This window comes from Actinokineospora fastidiosa, assembly GCF_014648415.1.
GTDB classification, from domain to species: Bacteria; Actinomycetota; Actinomycetes; order Mycobacteriales; family Pseudonocardiaceae; genus Actinokineospora; species Actinokineospora fastidiosa.
In genome coordinates, this window is the sequence record NZ_BMRB01000003.1 from 41447 (window position 1) to 60310 (window position 18864).

Here is an 18864-nt window from a genome sequence, read left to right on the forward strand (position 1 = left end):
CGCTGTGGACGCCCTCTACGGCAGCCACAGCGCGTTGGGCCTCATCACCAGGTTCGGCGCGCCCGGCTCGCCGGGGGCGGGCAGGGCGATGAGGTCCCGGACGATCTCGGTCAGGTCGGAGCCGTCCCTGAGCCACACGACGCCGCCGCCGTCGCCCTCCAGCAGCCGGACACCGACGACATGGAAGCGGTCGAACACGTAGAGGGCGTCGGTGTGCAGTCTGTGGCAGCGGCAGCCCGCGATGCACAGCAGCCCGCCCCGGTCGTCGGCCAGCGGCCGGAACCGCCACCCCGCCGTCCGCAGGGCCGCGAGCTGGGCCAACTCGGGAAACCGCGCTACCGCGCTCGCCTCAGTGATCGGCGCAAATGCCATCGAAGCCGCACCCTTCGTCGGTTAGCGCGAACGCTAGAGGCAACGGAAGGTGACCAGCCGGGCGAGATGTGTGACATCACCTGAGTAGGCAAGGCAGAAAACACTATCGGGGAATCACAACGAGAAACCCCGCGCCGAGAGGGCGCGGGGTTTCTTGCGTTATTAACTATTGCGCGAGAAACCAATCAGGAGCGCAGCATCTCCGCGACCAGGAAGGCAAGTTCCAGCGACTGCTGCGTGTTCAGCCGGGGGTCGCACGCGGTCTCGTAACGGCCGGACAGGTCGGCGTCGGAGATCTCCTGCGCGCCGCCGAGGCACTCGGTGACGTCCTCGCCGGTCAGTTCCACGTGGATGCCGCCCGGGTGCGTGCCCAGTCGCCTGTGGACCTCGAAGAAGCCCTGCACCTCGTCGACGATGCGGTCGAAGTGGCGGGTCTTGTAGCCGGTCGACGACTCGTGCGTGTTGCCGTGCATCGGGTCGCACTGCCAGATGACCTTGTGGCCGGACGCCTCGACCTTCTCCACGATCGCGGGCAGCACGTCGCGGACCTTGGCGTTGCCCATGCGGCTGATCAGGGTCAGCCTGCCGGGCTGGTTGCGCGGGTCGAGGCGCTCGACGTACTCCACCGCCATCTCCGGGGAGGTGGTGGGGCCGATCTTGAGGCCGATCGGGTTCGACAGCAGCTCGGCGAAGGCGATGTGCGCGCCGTCGAGCTGGCGGGTGCGCTCGCCGATCCACAGGAAGTGCGAGGAGAGGTCGTAGAGCTTGGGCTCCTCGCCGCCGCTGTCCAGGCGCAGCATCGCGCGCTCGTAGTCCAGCAGCAGCGCCTCGTGGCTGGAGTACACCTCGGCGGTGTGCAGGGAGGTGTCCTCGACGCCGCAGGCGCGCATGAAGCGCAGGCCGCGGTCGATCTCGGTGGCCAGCGCCTCGTACCGCTCGCCAGCGGGCGAGGTGCGGACGAAGTCGCGGTTCCAGTCGTGGACCTGGGCCAGGTCGGCCATGCCCGCGCCGGTCAGCGCGCGGACGAGGTTCATCGCGGCGCTGGAGTTGGCGTAGGCGCGGATCATCCGCGACGGGTCCGGCACCCGGGCCTCGGGCGTGGCGACCAGCGAGTTGACGATGTCGCCGCGGTAGACCGGCAGGCCGAGCGCGTCGGTGGCCGCCGAGCGGGGCTTGGCGTACTGGCCCGCGATGCGGCCGACCTTGACGACCGGCAGGCTGGCGCCGTAGGTGAGCACGACGGCCATCTGCAGCAGGGTGCGGATGTTGCCGCGCAGGTGCGGCTCGGTGTTGTCGGCGAAGGTCTCGGCGCAGTCCCCGCCCTGGAGCAGGAACGCGCGGCCCTGCGCGACCTCGGCCAGCCGGCGGTGCAGCCGGTCGATCTCGGCGGGCACGGTGATGGGCGGCACGCTCTCCAGCACGGTGCGCACCTGGCGCACCTGCTCGGCGTCGGGCCACTCCGGCTGCTGGGCGGCCGGGCGGGCGAGGGCCTCGTCGAGACGGGCGCGCAGGTCAGGCGGGAGCGGTGGGAGCTCGGGAAGCGTGTCCACCGGCACGTCCACGGTCCAGTTCACGGTGTCCAGAGTAGGAGGTCGCCGGAATCGCCCGCACACCGGGACACCTGTCCCATTAAGTGGACGCAACCGCTTGCAGGTTGGTACACCACTGGTCCGCGTCCACGGTCGCCCGGAAACATGGCCGTGGTGACCCCGGACCTGGATTCGGCCACCGCCGAACGCCTTCTCGCCACCGCCGTCGCCAACATCCGCAGGGACTACCCCGTCCACTGGATGCACCTGATCGACTCACCGGACGACCTGAAGACGCAACGGGAGTTGCACCCGGTGTTCGCAGGCTCCTACGACTGGCACTCGTGCGTCCACCAGACCTGGCTGATCGTCCGGCTGCTGCGCGTCTTACCCGGGCTGACCGGCGCGGACGCCGCCCGCGCCGCGCTCGACGAGCTGGTCACCCCCGACGGCGCGCGGACCGAGGCCGACTTCTTCGCCAGCCCGGAGGGCGCGTTCTGGGAGCGGCCGTACGGCTGGGCGTGGCTGCTGACGCTGGACGCCGAGCTGCGGGCCTGGCCGGAAGGCGAGCGGTGGTCCACCGCGCTGGCCCCGCTGACCGACGTGCTCCGGTCCCGCTGGCTCGACTGGCTCAAGGGCGCCCGCCTGCCCATCCGCGTCGGCACGCACACCAACAGCGCGTTCGCCATCGGCCTCGCCCTGGACGCCGCCCGGTCCACCGGGGACACCGAGCTGGCCGAGGCGTGCGTCGACGCCGCCGAGCGGTTCTACGGCGCCGACCAGGGCTACGGCGGCTTCGAGCCCAGCGCCGCCGACTTCCTCTCCCCCGCCCTCGTCGAGGCCGACCTGCTGCGCCGCGTCCGCGCGCCGGAGGCGTTCGCCGAGTGGCTGGCCGCGTTCATCCCCGACCTGGACGGCCCCCGCTGGGCGGCCCTGCGCGTCCCGGTCGAGGTGGACGACCCGGCCGACCCGTACGGCTCCCACCTGTCCGGCCTGGCGCTGTCCCGGGCGTGGTGCTGGCGCGGCATCGCCGAGGCGCTGCCCGACGGCCACCGGCACGCCGACCTCGCCCGCGACGCCGCCGCGGCGCACCGGGAGGCGGGCCTGCGCTACGTCTTCGGCTACGGCTACGCCGCCGAGCACTGGCTCGGCACCTTCGCCGCCTACCTGGACCTGGGCGCGCTGCGGGCGTAGTCCATCAGCTCGTCGGTCGGCCCGCCCTTGCGGAAGGCGCCGATCGCCACCACGGCGGCCACCGCCCGGCACCAGCCGTCCAGCCGGTCCGGGCGCAGGTCCGACACCGCCAACAGCGCGTCCCGGCGGTTTTCGATCGCGGGGCCGTCGAGGACGTAGTCGACGGCGTCGAACTCCGGCTCGCCGAGGGTGCCGAAGGGGTCGATGACGACCGGGCGCGCGCCGATCAGCAGGTTGTCCCGGTGCAGGTCGCCGTGCAGGAGCACGGCGCGGTCGACGGTCGCGGCCATCGCCGCGCACGCGGTCCGGGCAGCGGCCAGGTCGTCGGCGGTGACCGGGCCTTCCGGGCGGGCCCGGCCCAGGAACCCGGTCGTCCCGGCCACCAGGTCCGGGCGGTCGATCGGCGCGACCGCGTGCAGGTCGGCCAGCAGGGCGGCGAACTCGGCGGGCTCCGGCCAGCCGGGGACGCCGTCGACGTGCGCCATGAGCAGCGCGCCGTCCTCGGCGGCCAGCAGCCTCGGCACGCGTCCGCTCGGCCCGAACGCGCGCAATACCTCGGCCTGCCCCCGCGCGGCGGTCGCCTGCTCCGGGAACACCTTGAGCACCACCGGCACGCCGTCGCGCCACGCGCGCACCGTCGCCCCGGAGTTGCCGCCGCCGAACGGCTCGCCCAGCACGAGCCCCCAGTCGGCGGCCACGCGGTCGAGCAGCGCGGGCAGACGGGCGAGCCAGTCGGCGATCCCGGCGCCGTACCGGCGGGTCATCCGCCACTCGACCTCGGCCAGGTTCACAGCGCGGGCCGCCGGTCGGTCCACGGGTGGGCGCGCTCGTACTGGCCCGACAGCGACAGCAGCAGGTGCTCGCTGCCCATCGGCCCGATCACCTGCACGCCGATCGGCACGCCCCCGTCGTCCAGCCCCACCGGCAGCGCGGCCACCGGGTAGCCCAGGACGTTCCAGGTCGGGAAGTACGGGATGAGCGCGCCGACGGCGGCGAGGGTCATCGATGCCCCGCTGCCGTGGTAGCGCCCGACGCGCGGCGGCCTGCGCACCCAGCCCGGCTGCAGGATCAGGTCGTGCTCGGTGAAGAAGCCCACCATCCGCGCCTGCAGGCCCGCCTCCGCGGTGCGCGCCCAGGCCAGGGCGCGGTCGGGCAGGCGGGCGCCCGCGCGGGCCAGCATGCGCGTGCGCGGCTCCAGCCACTCCGGGTGCGGCAGCCCGGCCACGTCGTCGGCGACGCCGCGCAGGTAGCGGACCATGAACTGCGGGCCGGGCCGGGCGCCCAGCGGCACGTCCGCCTCGGTCACCCGGTGGCCGAGGTCGCGCAGCCGGTCGGCGGTGTCGGCCACCGCCCTGCGGTACTCCGCCGACATCGGCGGACGGCCGACCGGCGTGTTCCAGGCCAGCGCGATCCGCAGCGGCGCTGGCGGCTTGTCCACCGCGGCCCGGTAGCCGGGCTCCCCGGCCAGCACCTCGATCATCGCGGCCGCGTCCGCCACGCCCCGGCCGAGCGCGCCGAGGCCTGCCAGCCCGTGCCAGATCTCGCCGAGCGGGGCCAGCGGGATCAGCCCGCGGCTCGTCTTGAGGCCGAACACCCCGGAGGCGCAGGACGGCATCCGGACCGAGCCGCCGCCGTCGGACCCGGTCGCCACGCCGACGATCCCGGCGGCGACGGCCGCCGCGCTCCCGCCGGACGAGCCGCCCGGCGTGTGGTCGAGGTGCCACGGGTTGCGCGTCGAGCCGTAGGTCAGGCTCTCGGTGAACGGCCACAGGCAGCGGTCCGGCGTCAGGGTCCGGCCGACAATCACCGCGCCCGCTGCGCGCAACCGGGCCACCGCGGCGCTGTCGGCCGTCGCCGGGGGGAACTGCGGCCGCCCGCCTGCGGCGGTCACGTCGCCCGCGACGTCGATGTCGTCCTTGACCGCGATCGGCACGCCCAGCAGCGGCGTGGACTCCCCCGCGTCCAGCCGCGCCTGGGCCGCCTCCGCCGCCGCCCGCGCCGACTCGTCGACCGCGCGGAAGGCGTTGATCACCGGATCGACCTCGCGCAGCCGCGCCAGCACCGCGTCGAGCAGCTCCGGCGCGCGCACCGATCCCGCCCGCAGCGCCCGCGCCTGCGCGTCCGCCCCCGCCCAGAGCAGTTCCATGGGCGCAGACACTAGTGCGCCCGCCCCCAGGTGATCACGGAGGCGGGCGCGCGAGCACGTTCGATCAGCCGAAGAAGACCTCGGCCTCGGCGTAGCGCTCCAGCGGCACGGTCTTCAGCTCCGCGGTCGCCTCGGCGAGCTTGACCCGGACGATGTCGGTGCCGCGCAGGGCGACCATGACGCCGAAGTCGCCGTCGGCGACCGCGTCCACCGCGTGCAGGCCGAAGCGGGTGGCCAGCACCCGGTCGTACGCGGTCGGCGTGCCGCCGCGCTGGGTGTGGCCCAGCACGACCGCGCGCGACTCCTTGCCGGTGCGCTCGGCGATCTCCTCGGCCAGCCAGGTGCCGATGCCGCCGAGCCGGACGTGGCCGAAGGCGTCCTTCTCGCCGGTCAGCAGCACCTCGTCGCCGCCCTCGGGCAGCGCGCCCTCGGCCACGACGATGATCGGGGCGTACTCGCGCTCGAAGCGCCGCTCGACCCACTCGACGACCTTGTCGACGCTGAAGGGCCGCTCGGGCACCAGGATCACGTTCGCGCCGCCCGCCAGGCCCGAGTGCAGCGCGATCCAGCCCGCGTGGCGGCCCATGACCTCGACCACGAGCGCGCGGTGGTGCGACTCGGCGGTCGTGCGCAGCCGGTCGATCGACTCGGTGGCGATGTGCACCGCGGTGTCGAAGCCGAAGGTGTAGTCGGTGGCGCCGAGGTCGTTGTCGATGGTCTTCGGCACGCCGACGACGCCCACACCGTCGTCGGTCAGCTTCTTGGCCACGCCGAGGGTGTCCTCGCCGCCGATGGCGATCAGCGCGTCCACGCCCTGGTCGGCGAGCACGGCCTTGATCTTGTCGACGCCGCCGTCGACCTTGTAGGGGTTGGTGCGCGACGAGCCGAGGATCGTGCCGCCCCTGGTGAGGATGTCCTCGACGTCGTCGAGGCCGATGGGCTTGCTGATCCCCTCCACCGGTCCCCGCCAGCCGTTGCGGAACCCGACGACCTCCCAGCCGTGGGCCTCGATGCCCTTGCGCACCACAGCCCGGATGACCGCGTTGAGACCGGGACAGTCACCGCCACCGGTGAGCACGCCGACCCGCATGGGGAATCCCTCCGATTGCAATTCGATTCAGTGACAGCCGTCACCGGCTAGCCTGCCATCGACTGAATCGGTATAGCAACCAGGGGGTCCACGGGGTGGACCTCAGCGGGCGGTGCGCCGCCGCCAGTGCTCGTCGATGACCCGCCACCGCACGAGGTTGTGCCGGGCGTCGGCCAGCGCGTCGTGGGCGTCGGCTGGCGGGGCGGGCAGCGTGGGCTTGCCCGCGTCCTCCCAGCGCTGGCGCAGTTCCCTGGTGAAGCGCGGCAGTTCCCTCGGCATGGCGGGCATCGCGCCCCACAGCTGGCCGAGGGCGACGTGGTCGTAGGCGCCGAACCACGCCCACAGCTCGACCCGCCCCTTGCCCGCGGTCAGGAACGCCATCAGGTCACGGCGGATCGCCGCCCGGTCCCGCCACGCCTTGTCGCTGGGGGGCGGGAGCTTGTCGAGCACGTTGTCGCGCACCCACGGCCCGGCCTTGTCCGGGTCGAACTCCGTGGAGACCGCGTAGAACTCCCTGCCCTGCTCGTCGACGACACCGATCGACACCAGGTCGATGGTCGTTCCGTCCTCGATGAACTCGCAATCGTAAAAGAAGCGCACTCTATGGTTCTCCTAGGATGGCGGCATGGACGCCGTGTCTATCTGCGCGACCGACCGGTGTGATCAGCCGGTCACTAACGTCAAAAACAAACTGTGCCGGAAGCACTACCTAGCCCATCTCGATCAACAGCGTCCCGCCTGTTCCGTCACGGGCTGCGCCCGACCCGGCCAGCGCAGGTCGGCATCTGCAAACCGCACTTGGTCCAGATGCGCAGATGGGGATCGATCGAAGCCGCTCCCGGCCGTGGCGCACCCGGGCGGCCCCGGAAGAACGGCCACGCAGGACGACGTGCGCATTCCCGCGGGTATTGGATGATTCGCCTGGACGACGGCCGGTGGGTACTCGAGCACCGCCACGTCATGGAGAAGACCCTCGGACGGCCCCTGGTCTCCGACGAGAATGTTCACCACAGGAACGGTGATCGAATGGACAACCGGCCCGAGAACCTCGAACTCTGGGTCACCCGACAACCCCGCGGACAACGCGTGGAGGATGCCCTCGCCTGGGCTCATGAGATCATCGCCCGATACGGATCGGGGTCGTGGAAGGACCGCACGTCGAGACTCTAGGTCAGCTCGCTTTCGCGTCGGGGAGGCGGTCCGGGACGGCCTCCTTCGCCTTCGCGGCGTACATGTCGACGTACTCCTGGCCGGACAGCTCCATCAGCGCGTACATGATCTCGTCGGTGATGGAGCGCTCGATGAAGCGGTCGCCGTCCAAGCCCTCGTAGCGGGAGAAGTCCAGCGGCTTGCCCACCTTGATCCGGATCGGGTACGGCCGCCACATCTTCGAGCCGATGGGGTTCGCCTTGTCGGTGCCGAACATCGCGACCGGGATCACCGGGACGCCCGCCTGCAGGGCGATGCGGGCCACGCCGGTCTTGCCGCGGTAGAGGCGGCCGTCCGGGGAGCGGGTGCCCTCCGGGTAGATGCCCATCAGCTTGCCCTCGCGCAGCAACCGGACCGCGGTGTCGAGGGCGGCCTGGGCGGCGCTCGCCCCGGAGCGGTCGATGGGGATCTGGCCGACGCCGGTGAAGAACCACTTCTTGAACCGGCCCTTGATCCCCGGCTCGGTGAAGTACTCGATCTTGGCGGGGAAGGTCACCCTGCGGTCGACCATGAGCGGGAGGAAGAACGAGTCGGAGACGGCGAGGTGATTGCTGGCCAGCAGCGCACCCCCCGCGGCGGGGATGTTCTCCGCGCCCTCGATCTTCGGGCGGAAGAACAGCCGCAGCAGCGGGCCGAGCAGGATGTGCTTCATCAGCCAGTACACGCGGGCCTCCGTCCTCAGCAGCGATCAAGGGTACTGCGTCGGGTAACGCGGGTCCGCATCGCGGAGATGGTCCGGTCAACCCCAGCATTGTTCGTGCGACCATGACATGTCCGACGACGTGTCGAAGGTGAGGACGGGTGCCAGGCATCGCAGGCGCGGAGCGGTTCGCGCACGACGGGTCCACCGAGATCGGCGTGCTGCTCAGCCACGGGTTCACCGGCTCGCCGTTCAGCCTGCGGCCGTGGGCCGACCGGCTGGTGGCCGAGGGCTTCAGCGTGCGGCTGCCGCTGCTGCCCGGGCACGGCACCCGCTGGCAGGACATGAACCGCACCACCTGGCCGCAGTGGTACGGCGAGGTCGAGTCGTCGTTCCTCGAGCTGCGCGAGCGGTGCGCGGCGGTGTTCGCCTTCGGCCTGTCGATGGGCGGGACGCTGTGCCTGCGGCTGGCGCAGACGCACGGGTCCGACGTGGCGGGCCTGGTGCTGGTGAACCCGTCGGTGCTGTCGCTGCGCCGCGATATCCGGCTGGTGTCCGCGCTCGCGCGGCTGGTGCCGTCGGTGCGCCCGATCAGCGACGACATCGCCAAGCCGGGCGTGACCGAGCACGCATACCCCCGCACCCCATTGCGCGCGCTGGCCAGCCTGACCAAGCTGTGGGCTACGGTCCGCGCCGACCTGCCCGCGGTGACGCAGCCCTTGCTGCTGCTGCACTCGGCGGTGGACAACGTGGTGGAGCCGGAGAACTCGAAGGTGGTGTTGGCCGAGGTGAGCAGTACCGACGTCACCGAGGTCGTGCTGGAGAACAGCCGCCACGTCGCCACACTCGACCACGACGCCGACCTGATCTTCGACCGCAGCATCGCCTTCGCGCGGCGCCTGGGGGCGGGTGACCGGGTGTGAGCCTGCCGACGCGCCACGAGCGGCGGCCCGGAGCCTGCGAGGAGGGGCCGTGAGCGGACGACTGGGGGACGGCCGGGGCGACAGCCCCGAGGACATCGACGCGGCGTTCGCCCAGATCGTCGCCGACCTCGAACGCGAGGGCGTCGGCCGCGCCCTCCCCGACGACCCGCCCGCGCCCGAGCCGGAGCCCGAGCCCGCACCCGCCGTGCCGGTGAGCCCCGGCGAGTCGTGGCGCGGATACCAGGACGAGTACGACGCCTTCGACGACAACGTCGACGAGCACTACGAGCCGCCCGAGCCCCCGCCGCTGCCCCGCCTGCGCTGGCCGACCCTGGTGGCGATCGGGATGCTGGTGGTGGGCGTGGTCCTGCTGCTCCTGCCCGTGATCACCGCCATGGACGGCCGCTTCGCCACCCCCGTCGGCCTGGTCTGCTTGGGCGCTGGAATCGGCCTGCTCCTCCTCCGCGCCCGCCCCACCTCCCGCCTAGACCCCGGCGACAACGGCGCAGAGGTCTGACCCACGCGTCCGCCCAGATGATGCGATCATCTGCAATCCCCGGCGGCCACCCCCTCAGATGTTCTGACCATCCGAAAGACCGTGCCGTCCAGATGTTCTGAGCATCTCAAATAGCTTGACCACTCAGATGATCAGACCATTTTGAGCGCAGATGATCTGACCATCCCGAATTTTGGAATGGTCACGTCATCTGCATTTCCGATGATGTCGTCATCTCGGTTTCACCTGGGCGCATCATCCCTGCGCGCGCCCTCAGCATTCAGATGGTCGCGCCATCTGATCGAGATGGTCGGATCATCTCGGCGGCTCGGATGATCTCATCATCCGAGTTTGAGATGATGAGATCATCTGGGTCAGGCGGAGCGGTGGGATTCCGTTGCGAGGGCGGCTGCGCCGACCAGGCCCGCGTCGTCGCCCAGTTGGGCGGGGCGGATGCGGGCCAGGGGGCGGTGGCCCGCGCCGGTGAGGGCGCGGGTGTAGTGGGCGCGGGCGTCGTCGAGGAAGAGTTCGGCGGATTCGGAGACGCCGCCGCCGATGACGATCACTTCCGGGTCGTACACGTCGGCGGCCAGGGCCAGGCCCTCGCCCAGCCAGTGCGCGAGATCGGCGACGGCGCGCTGGGCGACCGGGTCGCCTTCGCGGGCGGCGGCCGCCACCTTGCGGCCGGTGAGGGCGCCGGGGTCGGCGGCGACCTCGCGGGCCAGGAGCGGGGCGGCGGAGGGGTCGGCGGCGAGGAGGTCGAGGGCGGTGGCTGCCAGTGCCGTGCCGCTGCAGTAGCGCTCCCAGCACCCGGACTTGCCGCACCCGCACGCTCTGCCGTCCGGGACCAGGCGCAGGTGGCCCAGCTCGGGGGCGACGCCGTGCGCGCCGCGGAAGACGGCGCCGTCGAGGAGGAGGGCGCCGCCGATGCCGGTGCCCAGCGCGACCAGCAGGCCGACCCGGGCGCCGCGCAGGGCGCCGTAGCGGTGTTCGCCGACGGCGGCGGCGTTGGCGTCGTGCTCCAGCACCACCGGCAGGCCCAGGCGGGCGGCCACCCGGTCGGCGACGGGCGCGGCGCGCCAGGGCAGGTGCGGGGCGAACAGCACCGTCGCCCGGTCCGCGCCGACGAACCCGGCGACGGCGAGGCCGACCGCGCTGACGTCGTGGCGTTCCACAAGCGTGCCGACCACTGTGCAGATGACGTCCTCGAGCGCGCGCTCCCCCGGCGGCGTCTGCCCACGCGCGGTGTCGATGATCTGCCCGGTGGAGTCGACCACGCCCGCGCGCACGCTGGTGCCGCCGACGTCGACCCCGACCGTCCTCACGTGCGCCGCACGGGAATGCGCTGAACCCGCCCCGACTCCGGCGGCGGCTTGGGCGGCGGCGTGAATCCCGGCATGTGCGGCCCCTCCTCCGGCGCCCACCGGTCGGCCAGCACGGCGCGGAACAGGGCGACGAGATCGGCCATCCGCTCCAGACTCTGCGCCGCCAACACCGACGGCTCACCCCGCATTAGCGCGATCACCCCGCACAGCGGACACCAGTCACACGCCGCCGGTTCATGCTCGCTCGCGGCCACCCGATCCAGCCACGGCCCCGCCTGCTCGGCGACGGCGGCGAACAACAGCGACAACTCCTCGGCCAACCTACTGCCGGGGTCAGACGACACGCGCACTCCTCCCCGACCTCACCGGAACCCGCCCATCCTGCCCCACGCACCCCATCCCCGCGCACCCGCGTCCGTTCACAGGGAGGCCACCCACCGCAGCCAGAGGCCAACACCTGAACCGACCCGACCATTGCGCCACCGCCGGGGCGGTCCATAACCGAAGTGGATGGTGGCGCGGCGGCGGATGGCGCGGGGCAGGTAGCGCCTGGCGGCGCATGGTGGCGCGGCGGGGGTGGATGGCGCGGGCGCGTAGCGCCCTGGGGCGCAGGGTGGCGCGGCGGGTAATGGCGGCGGCGGGTGGTGCCGTGGGTGCCGCTTGGGCGGGGCCATGGGCACTGCCGGTTAGGGCGGTGCGCCTTTGATCAGCGCAGGATGGACCGCTGGCTGTCGGCGGCGGTCAAGGGCGTGCCAGGGACCATCGACCACGGTCGACTGGGTCAGGGACAGGCGTGATCCGTCGGAGGTGAGTAGCAGCGCAGGCTCCCCCAGCCCTCGGCTTCTGGACACCGTCGGCGGCGGTTAGGCGGTCGGTGGGGTGAAGCGTAGGACCAGGCCTGTCGCGCTTGCTGTGGCGTCGGTGACGGTGTGGTGGCGGAGGATCAGGGGCAGGGCGATGAGTTTGCGCACGCCGTCGACCGTGATGGAGAGGTCGTCGTCGATTCGGGCGAGGGTGAGGGTGGCGTCGTCGGTTATGGGGAACGCGATGGTCAGGAGGTGGTCTTCGCCATCGGTTGTGATGGACAGGAGGCGGTCGGCGGCGGGGCCGGTGTCCAGGGGGTCCGCCGGGCCGTAGAGCTCGTCGGCCAGGGAGCGCAGGGCGGGGACGCCGACGGGCTCCGCCGCGCGGTGTTCGACCACGCTGACCGGCAGTGCCGAGTCCAAAGCGGACAGCACCGCGTCCTGTTCGGACCGGCGGGTGCGCAGCCAGGCCGCCGCCGGGCCGGGCCAGTGGCGCGCCCGGGGCACCAGGCGGTTGACGATCAACGCGTCCACGCGGATGCCGCGCAGCGCCAGGGCCGTCATGGTGCGGCGGGTCTCGGCGACCACCAGGCGTTCCGGGGTCAGGACCAGGCGGACGCCGGTCGCGGTCGGGTCGGCGAGGATGGAGCGCAGGCGGGCCAGTTCGGCCGCCAGCTTGCGCAGCTCCCCGAACCGGGCGAGGAAGCCGGACGCGGCCTCCGGCAGGGCGAGCAGGCGCAGGGTCTCCGCCGTCGGCCCGCAGTCGACCACGACCGCCTTCCACGGGCCCGCCGACGCCAGCCGGACGACCTCGGACAACGCCAGCAGGTCGTCCACGCCCGGCAGGACCGCCAGCTCCTCCGCGTCGACCGCGTCCAGCCCGAGCCGGGCGAACAGCGACCGCGCCTGGGACCGCAGGCCGGACCACTGCCGGTCGGCCAGCGCCCGCGCGTCGACGTGCGCCGCCCACAGCTGCTTGTCCACTTCGGACGGCTCGCCGCCGAGCCTGACCCCGAAGGCGTCGGCGAGGGAATGCGCGGGGTCGGTGGAGACCACGAGTACCTTGTCGCCGGAGTCGGCGACCCGGACGGCCGTCGCCGCGGCCAGGGTGGTCTTGCCCACCCCGCCCTTCCCGGTGAACAGCAGGAGGCGCATCAGTCCTGTTCGGCCCGGCGCTTGAGCTCCTTGAGCGCGATGTCCATGATCATCTTCTCGGCCTTGCGCCGGAACAGCCCGATCATCGGCACGGCCAGCTGCACCGACAGGGTGTAGGTGACCTCGGTGCGCCCGTCCCGCTCGACGAGCCGGTAGCGGCCGTGCTGGGACCGCTGCATCTGGCCCTTGACCAGCTCCCAGTCCACCGAGAGCCCGTCTTCGGCCCAGGTGTATGCCAGCGTGTAGACGTCCTTGAACACGCCCGCGTCCAGGGTGAACGTGACCTGCTCGGCCCGGCCGTCGGCGTCGGTCGACAGCACCTCGGTCGACTTCACCGCGTTCGCCCACTCCGGATACGCCGGGAAGTCCGCGATCACCGCCATGATCCGCGCCGCGGGCGCGTCGACGACGATGGACTGGGTGGACTCGTCGGCCATGAGGCCAGAGGCTACCCGGTCACCAGCGCAGCACGTACGGGGTCTCGGCGCGCTTGAAGTGCCCGACGTTGGCGCACTCGGTCGCCGCGAACCGCAGCCTGCGGCACAGCGGCTGGTGGACGTGCCCGAACAGCGCCCACCTCGGCCGGTCGGCCAGGATCCGCGCGACCAGGCCCGCCGAGCCGTGCTCGACCCGCCGGGCGACGACGTCGTAGGTCAGCTCCGGCAGGTCCGGCGGCGCGTGGCTGCACAGCACGTCCACCGGCGGCAGCGCGGCCACCGCGGCGTCGTACTCCTCGGGCTCGCGCAGGTAGGCGCGGAACACGGCGGTGCGCGGGGGCGGCCGCATCCCGGGAGGCAGCACCGCGCCGCCGACGAAGCCGAACCGCAGCCCGCCGATCTCGGCGACCCCGCCGTCGAGCACCTGGACGCCGTCGCCTGCGAACTCCGGCCACAGCGCGGGCAGGTCGACGTTGCCCGGCGTGGCGTAGGTGGGCGCGGGCAGCGCGGCGAACAGGGCCGCGTACTGCTCGCGCACGGCCTCCTCGACCGTCACGCGCGCGTCGGACAGCCCGGACCACAGCGTCCGCGCGTAGGCGCCCGCCTCACCGGGCTTGCCGTCGCGGCGCAGCCGGGCGAACACGCCCACCGCGTCCGGGCCGAACACGCGCCCGAAGATCCCCGCCCCGTGGTCGTGGTAGTCGACGAAATCGATCAGGTCACCCAGCACGACCAGCGCGTCCGCGCCGTCGCCCGCCCGTTTGAGTGCCTCGACGTTGCCGTGCACGTCGGAGACGACATGAACCCGCACAGATCGAGTTTACGGTGCGCAGCCGGGCGCCCGGCCGTCCTCCAAGATCGTCTTGAGCCGGAACGCCAGGGCCTTGGCGGCGAGCTGGCGGCGGGTCTTCTCCCGGTGCAGCCTGCGCGGCGACGGCGAGCCGGGCAGGTCGGCGCGGAGGAAGTAGTGCAGGAGGGTGCCGTCGAGCACGGGCTCCAGCCAGACCTCCATCGTGCCGGTCAGCGCCCCGGTCACGGTCCAGCGCATGCCCTCGTCGCCGCGGTCGGCGTAGACCTTCGGCCGCAGGTCGGGCCAGAACCCCCGCCAGGCGGCGGGGTCGGCGAAGACGGCGGCCACCGCGCCCGGCGGGGCCACCACGAACGTCTCGTCAACCACATCCACTTGCGGCACGGGGTGCAGGATGCCAGACCGCCGCGCACCGGCCGCACACCCCGGACTACCTTGCTTGGGTAACTCACCGAATCCACGGAGGGGTCCCGTGCGCGAATACGGCGTGCCCGCGATCAGCACCGTCGCGCCCGACGAGAGCCTGACCGACATGGTGTGGGCCAACGCCGAGCGCTTCGCCGACGCCGTCGCCTTCCGCAGGCGGGTCGACGGCACCTGGATCGACGTCACCACCCGCGAGTTCGCCGCCGAGGTGCTGGCCGTCGCCAAGGGCCTGATCGCGGCGGGCGTGCGGCCCGGCGACCGGGTCGCCCTGATGTCGCGCACCCGCTACGAGTGGACGCTGGTCGACTTCGCGGTGTGGGCCGCGGGCGGGGTGACAGTGCCGGTGTACGAGACGTCGTCGGCCGAGCAGGTGGCCTGGATCCTCGCCGACTCCGGGGCGCGCGCGGTCGTCGTGGAGGACGACACGCACCGGCGGACCGTCGAGAGCGTCGTCGACCGGCTGGGCGAGGTCGTGCGGATCTGGCAGATCGAGCCGGGGCACGACTGCGCGATCGAGGAGCTGACCGCGCTCGGCGCGGACCTCCCCGACGAGGACGCGCACCGCCGCCGCCGGGCCGTCGGCTCGGCCGACCTGGCCACCCTGGTCTACACCTCCGGCACCACCGGGCGGCCCAAGGGCGTCGAGCTGACCCACGCCAACCTGCTGGCCGAGATCCGCGCCGACATCGCCGCGTTCCCGCACCTGCTGCGGCCGGGCAACTCGATGCTGGTGTTCCTGCCGCTGGCGCACGTCTTCGCCCGCGCGATCGCGCTCTGCTGCGTGTACGCGCGCACCACGCTCGGCCACCTGCCGGACGTGAAGACGCTGGTCGCGGACCTGTCGACGTTCCGGCCGACGTTCGTGGTCGCGGTGCCGAGGGTTTTCGAGAAGGTCTACAACAGCGCCCGGCAGAGCGCGCGCGCCGCGGGCCGCGAGCAGGTCTTCGACATCGCCGAGGCGCTGGCCGTGGAGTACAGCCAGGCCGTCGACAAGGGCCCGGTCCCGCTGGGCCTGCGGATCAGGCACGCGCTCGCGGGCAGGCTGGTGTACTCCCGGCTGCGCGCGGTCCTCGGCGGCCGCTGCGTCGCGGCGATCTCCGGCAGCGCGCCGCTGGGCGAGCACCTCGCCCACTTCTTCCGCGGCGTCGGCGTGCCGGTGTACGAGGGCTACGGCCTCACCGAGACGGCAGCGGCGGTGTGCGTCAACACCCAGGCCGCGTTCCGCGTGGGCACGGTCGGCCGCCCGGTCGCGGGCGCGCGGGTGGCGATCGCGGAGGACGGCGAGATCCTGCTGCGCGGCCCGATGGTCTCCGCGGGCTACTGGCGCGGCGACCGCACCGGAGAGTGGTTCGCCACCGGCGACCTCGGCGACCTCGACGCCGACGGCTACCTGCGCATCACCGGCCGCAAGAAGGAGCTCATCGTGACCGCGGGCGGCAAGAACGTCGCCCCCGCGGTGCTGGAGGACCGGGTCCGCAGGCACCCGCTGGTCAGCCAGTGCCTGGTGGTGGGCGACCGCAGGCCGTTCATCGCCGCCCTGGTCACCCTGGACCCCGACTTCACCACCGCGTGGGCGGCCGAGCGCGGCAAGTCCCCCGACGCGCTGGCCGAGGACGCCGAGCTGCGCGCGGAGATCCAGACCGCGGTCGACGAGGCCAACAAGGCGGTCTCGCAGGCGGAGTCCATCCGGGCTTTCGTGGTCCTGCCCCGCGACTTCACCGAGGAGGCGGGCGAGGTCACCCCCAGCCTCAAGCTCCGCCGCGACACCATCCTGAAGACCTACGGCGACACCATTTCCGCCATCTACGAGCGCCGGTAGACCGTCTCCCCCGACAGCAACCGCTCCAGGCGGACGGTGCGGTCGCGCCACGACCACGCCCTGCGCATCCACTCGCGGCCCGCCGCGCCCATGGACCGCGCGCGGACGGGGTCGGCGAGCAGCGCGCCCACCCGGTCGGCCACGTCGGCGACGGACCGGCCGTCGACCACGTGCCCGGTGTGGCCGTCGTCGACGGTCTCCGGGGCGCCGCCGGAGTCGCCTGCGACGACCGGGAGGCCCGTCGCGGCGGCCTCGAGGAAGACGATGCCCAGTCCCTCGACGTCCAGGCCCCGGCCGTGCGTGCGGCAGGGCATGGCGAACACGTCGCCCGCCGCGTAGTGCGCGGGCAGCTCCGACCACGGGACCGAGCCGGTGAACACGACGTGGTCGGACACGCCCTCCTGGGCCGCCAGCGACACCAGCGACGAGCGGTACGGGCCGCCGCCGACCAGCAGCAGGGCCGCGTCGCGGACCCGCTCCCGGATGCGCGGGAGCGCGCGGATCAGCACGTCCTGGCCCTTGCGCGGCATCAGCCGGGACACGCACACCACCACCGGCCGGTCGCCGAGGCCGTGCCGGGCCCTGATCTCCGCGCGCGCCGCGTCGTCGGGCTTGTAGAGGTCCGTGTCGACACCCGACGGCAGCAGCTCCAGCGCCGCGCGCGGGCCGAACGCGGCGGCGAAGCGGCTTCGGGTGTACTGGCTGACGTAGGTGATCACGTCGGTCGTCGAGCCGATCCGGCGCAGCGCCTGCCGGGCGACGGGCAGCATCGACCAGCCGACCTCGTGCCCGTGCGTGCTGGCCACCGTCCGCTCCGCGCCCAGCGGCCCCAGCAGGGCCAGCGGGGCCGCCGCGCCGTACCAGACGGTCCCGCAGCCCTCGGCCCGGACGATCTCGCGGGCCCGCCGCGCGACCGACGGGGTGGGCAGCATCAGCGAGCCGGGGTGGCGCACGACCGGGAACGGCTGGCGGGCGTCGAACTCGGCAGCGCCCTCCCACGCCGGGGCGTACACCACCAGATCGGACAGGCGGGTCGCGAACGAGTGCAGATAGGCCTGGATGCCGCCCGGTCGGGGCGGGAAGTCGTTGGTCACCAGCAGGGTCCGACGCATCAGCCCAAACTAGCCCAGCACCTCTTTGAGGTGGCCGCGCCACTCGTCCAGCAGGGCGGCCCGGTCCAGGCCGACGGCCGCCAGCAGCAGCGAGTCGGTCTCGGCCGCGGAGACCGGGCCCGCGCCCGCCACCGACCGGTACAGCTCGACCAGCTCGCGCTCGCCGAAGCGCTCGGCGAGGAACCGGGCGATCGACCAGGCCTGCTGGTAGGCCAGGTCCAGCTCCTTGTCCCGGGCGCGGAAGGACCGGTCGTCGGGCAGGCCGGGCGGCGCGCCCGTGTCGCGGACCAGCGCGGCCAGGTCGGGCGCGCCCTGGGCCAGGGTGAGGCCGCTGTCGCGGTAGCCGACGTAGTCGGCGAAGCCCTCCAGCAGCCACATCGGCGAGCCGTCCACCGTGCGCCCGCGCGCGGCGACGTGGGTGATCTCGTGCCGCAGGACGACCTTGAGCGAGGCGACGGACAGCGCCCGCGCGCCCACCGGGCTGAGCACGACGCGCTGGCCGACGGCCAGGTTCGCCGCGGTGTCCACCCGGTCCGCGGTGGCCACGGCGACCACCGACTCCACCGGGAAGTCGGGGCCGACCAGCGCGCGCATCTCCGCCGGGCTGTCCGGCAGGATCAGCGCGACCTTGCCCGACCAGTCAGCGCCCCACACGTCGGCGACCGCGCGCACGGCCGGGTCCAGCTCGCGGACCAGCCGGTCGACCATCGGCTGGCTGCCCGGGTGCGCCAGCACCAGGCCCGCGTCGGTGGCCACGACCTGGCAGGGCGCGAAGTCCCACGGCCCGCGCCACGTGCGCCTGCCCAGCTCGGACAGCGCGGTGTCGGAGTGCAGGTACCAGGCGTCGCCGCGGCGGGCGAAGAGGTAGCCCATGTCGCGGGCGGTGGGCACGGTGTCGACCCCGCGCAGGGCGTAGTGCAGCTCGACGCCGGGCGCCCACAGCTCGGTGGCGGTCCGGTCGGCGTCGGGCAGGCCCGCCAGGTCGAGCACGTCGGCCGGGTCGACGGCGTAGGACCAGTGGGCGAGCGGGACGCCGTCGAGGTTGTCGAACAGGTCCTGCTGCGCCTCGCGGAACCACGGCTCGGCCTGCGGGTCGACGGTGGCGAGGAAGGCCTGCCGGTCGCGGTCGCGCACTGCCGACGCGCGGCGCTCCAGCAGGGCGGACACGGCGTCGCCGCGCAGGACGTCGACGGCGGAGGGCTCGGCGGGCGGCACCGCGCCCATCGGCCGACCCTGGCCGGACTGGCCGAGCGGGCCCGGCTCGTCCCCGGGCAGCGACACCAGGGCGACACCGGCGGCGGCGATCACCGCCACGATCGCGCCTAGCCACGCGCGTACCCGTGCCCTGGAGGCCATTCGGGAATCGTAGGGGAACACGAC

Annotated in this window: 20 protein-coding genes; 5 read left to right on the plus strand and 15 right to left on the minus strand. The window is 73.1% G+C overall.

Translation table 11 applies throughout. The features are described from left to right. Positions 1–15: 15 nt before the first annotated feature. Together IEY98_RS19020 and IEY98_RS19025 are read right to left on the minus strand one after the other, a co-directional pair. Positions 16–372 (minus strand): hypothetical protein, encoded by a 357-nt coding sequence (locus IEY98_RS19020; protein ID WP_189211928.1) that lies wholly within the window; start codon positions 370–372, stop codon positions 16–18. Between the two features lie 185 nt (positions 373–557). Continuing rightward, the gene (locus IEY98_RS19025; protein ID WP_189211929.1) at positions 558–1946 is read right to left on the minus strand and encodes a class II 3-deoxy-7-phosphoheptulonate synthase; all 1389 of its coding nucleotides are present in this window, start codon (positions 1944–1946) and stop codon (positions 558–560) included. A gap of 120 nt (positions 1947–2066) precedes the next feature. Here IEY98_RS19025 and IEY98_RS19030 point away from each other — a divergent pair, with 120 nt between their 5' ends. After that, positions 2067–3095, plus strand: a complete 1029-nt coding sequence (locus IEY98_RS19030; protein ID WP_189211930.1) for a DUF2891 domain-containing protein — start codon at positions 2067–2069, stop codon at positions 3093–3095. On the opposite strand, the gene IEY98_RS19035 is transcribed toward IEY98_RS19030, so the two are convergent. From IEY98_RS19035 to IEY98_RS19050, 4 genes are all read right to left on the minus strand, one after another. Then, positions 3065–3910, minus strand: a complete 846-nt coding sequence (locus IEY98_RS19035) for a phosphotransferase (RefSeq protein WP_189211931.1) — start codon at positions 3908–3910, stop codon at positions 3065–3067. The genes IEY98_RS19030 and IEY98_RS19035 overlap by 31 nt on opposite strands. Next, positions 3883–5241, minus strand: a complete 1359-nt coding sequence (locus IEY98_RS19040) for an amidase family protein (protein ID WP_189211932.1) — start codon at positions 5239–5241, stop codon at positions 3883–3885. Before IEY98_RS19040 ends, IEY98_RS19035 begins: the two co-directional genes overlap by 28 nt. Positions 5242–5305: 64 nt before the next feature. Then, positions 5306–6331, minus strand: coding sequence for a 6-phosphofructokinase (locus tag IEY98_RS19045; protein ID WP_189211933.1), 1026 nt, complete (start codon positions 6329–6331; stop codon positions 5306–5308). A gap of 102 nt (positions 6332–6433) precedes the next feature. Beyond that, on the minus strand, positions 6434–6931 hold the full coding sequence (locus IEY98_RS19050; protein WP_189211934.1) for a polyadenylate-specific 3'-exoribonuclease AS: 498 nt from the start codon (positions 6929–6931) through the stop codon (positions 6434–6436). A 360-nt stretch (positions 6932–7291) separates the two neighbouring features. Here IEY98_RS19050 and IEY98_RS33425 point away from each other — a divergent pair, with 360 nt between their 5' ends. Further along, positions 7292–7501, plus strand: a complete 210-nt coding sequence (locus IEY98_RS33425) for an HNH endonuclease (RefSeq protein ID WP_373292415.1) — start codon at positions 7292–7294, stop codon at positions 7499–7501. Position 7502: 1 nt separating this feature from the next. Here the strand turns inward: IEY98_RS33425 and IEY98_RS19060 are convergent, their stop codons facing one another. Further along, entirely contained in the window at positions 7503–8192 is a 690-nt protein-coding gene (locus IEY98_RS19060) for a lysophospholipid acyltransferase family protein (protein WP_189212457.1), read from the minus strand. Between the two features lie 149 nt (positions 8193–8341). On the opposite strand from IEY98_RS19060, the gene IEY98_RS19065 reads away from it, so the two are divergent. Continuing rightward, positions 8342–9103, plus strand: coding sequence for an alpha/beta hydrolase (locus tag IEY98_RS19065; RefSeq protein WP_189211936.1), 762 nt, complete (start codon positions 8342–8344; stop codon positions 9101–9103). A 49-nt stretch (positions 9104–9152) separates the two neighbouring features. Further along, entirely contained in the window at positions 9153–9620 is a 468-nt protein-coding gene (locus IEY98_RS19070) for a DUF308 domain-containing protein (RefSeq protein WP_229787075.1), read from the plus strand. A 353-nt stretch (positions 9621–9973) separates the two neighbouring features. On the opposite strand, the gene IEY98_RS19075 is transcribed toward IEY98_RS19070, so the two are convergent. The 6 genes from IEY98_RS19075 to IEY98_RS19100 all read right to left on the minus strand — a co-directional run bounded on the left by IEY98_RS19075 (position 9974) and on the right by IEY98_RS19100 (position 14520). Next, entirely contained in the window at positions 9974–10924 is a 951-nt protein-coding gene (locus IEY98_RS19075; RefSeq protein WP_189211937.1) for an ROK family protein, read from the minus strand. Beyond that, positions 10921–11268, minus strand: coding sequence for a hypothetical protein (locus IEY98_RS19080; protein WP_229787076.1), 348 nt, complete (start codon positions 11266–11268; stop codon positions 10921–10923). The genes IEY98_RS19075 and IEY98_RS19080 overlap by 4 nt, the downstream gene beginning before the upstream one ends. Before the next feature lie 519 nt (positions 11269–11787). Continuing rightward, positions 11788–12882, minus strand: coding sequence for an ArsA family ATPase (locus IEY98_RS19085; RefSeq protein WP_189211939.1), 1095 nt, complete (start codon positions 12880–12882; stop codon positions 11788–11790). Then, complete coding sequence (locus tag IEY98_RS19090) at positions 12882–13319, minus strand: SRPBCC family protein (RefSeq protein WP_189211940.1); 438 nt, start codon at positions 13317–13319, stop codon at positions 12882–12884. Before IEY98_RS19090 ends, IEY98_RS19085 begins: the two co-directional genes overlap by 1 nt. A 19-nt stretch (positions 13320–13338) precedes the next feature. After that, a complete protein-coding gene (locus IEY98_RS19095; RefSeq protein ID WP_189211941.1) occupies positions 13339–14130 on the minus strand; it encodes a metallophosphoesterase family protein in 792 nt (263 codons plus the stop codon). A 9-nt stretch (positions 14131–14139) separates the two neighbouring features. Beyond that, positions 14140–14520, minus strand: coding sequence for a polyketide cyclase / dehydrase and lipid transport (locus tag IEY98_RS19100; RefSeq protein ID WP_189212459.1), 381 nt, complete (start codon positions 14518–14520; stop codon positions 14140–14142). A 79-nt stretch (positions 14521–14599) separates the two neighbouring features. Between IEY98_RS19100 and IEY98_RS19105 the strand changes: the two genes are divergently transcribed. Further along, a complete protein-coding gene (locus tag IEY98_RS19105) occupies positions 14600–16372 on the plus strand; it encodes an AMP-dependent synthetase/ligase (protein WP_189211942.1) in 1773 nt (590 codons plus the stop codon). Here IEY98_RS19105 and IEY98_RS19110 read toward each other — a convergent pair. Both IEY98_RS19110 and IEY98_RS19115 read right to left on the minus strand, forming a co-directional pair. After that, on the minus strand, positions 16357–17484 hold the full coding sequence (locus tag IEY98_RS19110) for a glycosyltransferase family 4 protein (protein ID WP_189211943.1): 1128 nt from the start codon (positions 17482–17484) through the stop codon (positions 16357–16359). The two genes, IEY98_RS19105 and IEY98_RS19110, sit on opposite strands and share 16 nt — an antisense overlap. Before the next feature lie 9 nt (positions 17485–17493). Continuing rightward, entirely contained in the window at positions 17494–18840 is a 1347-nt protein-coding gene (locus IEY98_RS19115; protein ID WP_189211944.1) for a gluzincin family metallopeptidase, read from the minus strand. Positions 18841–18864 lie beyond the last annotated feature (24 nt).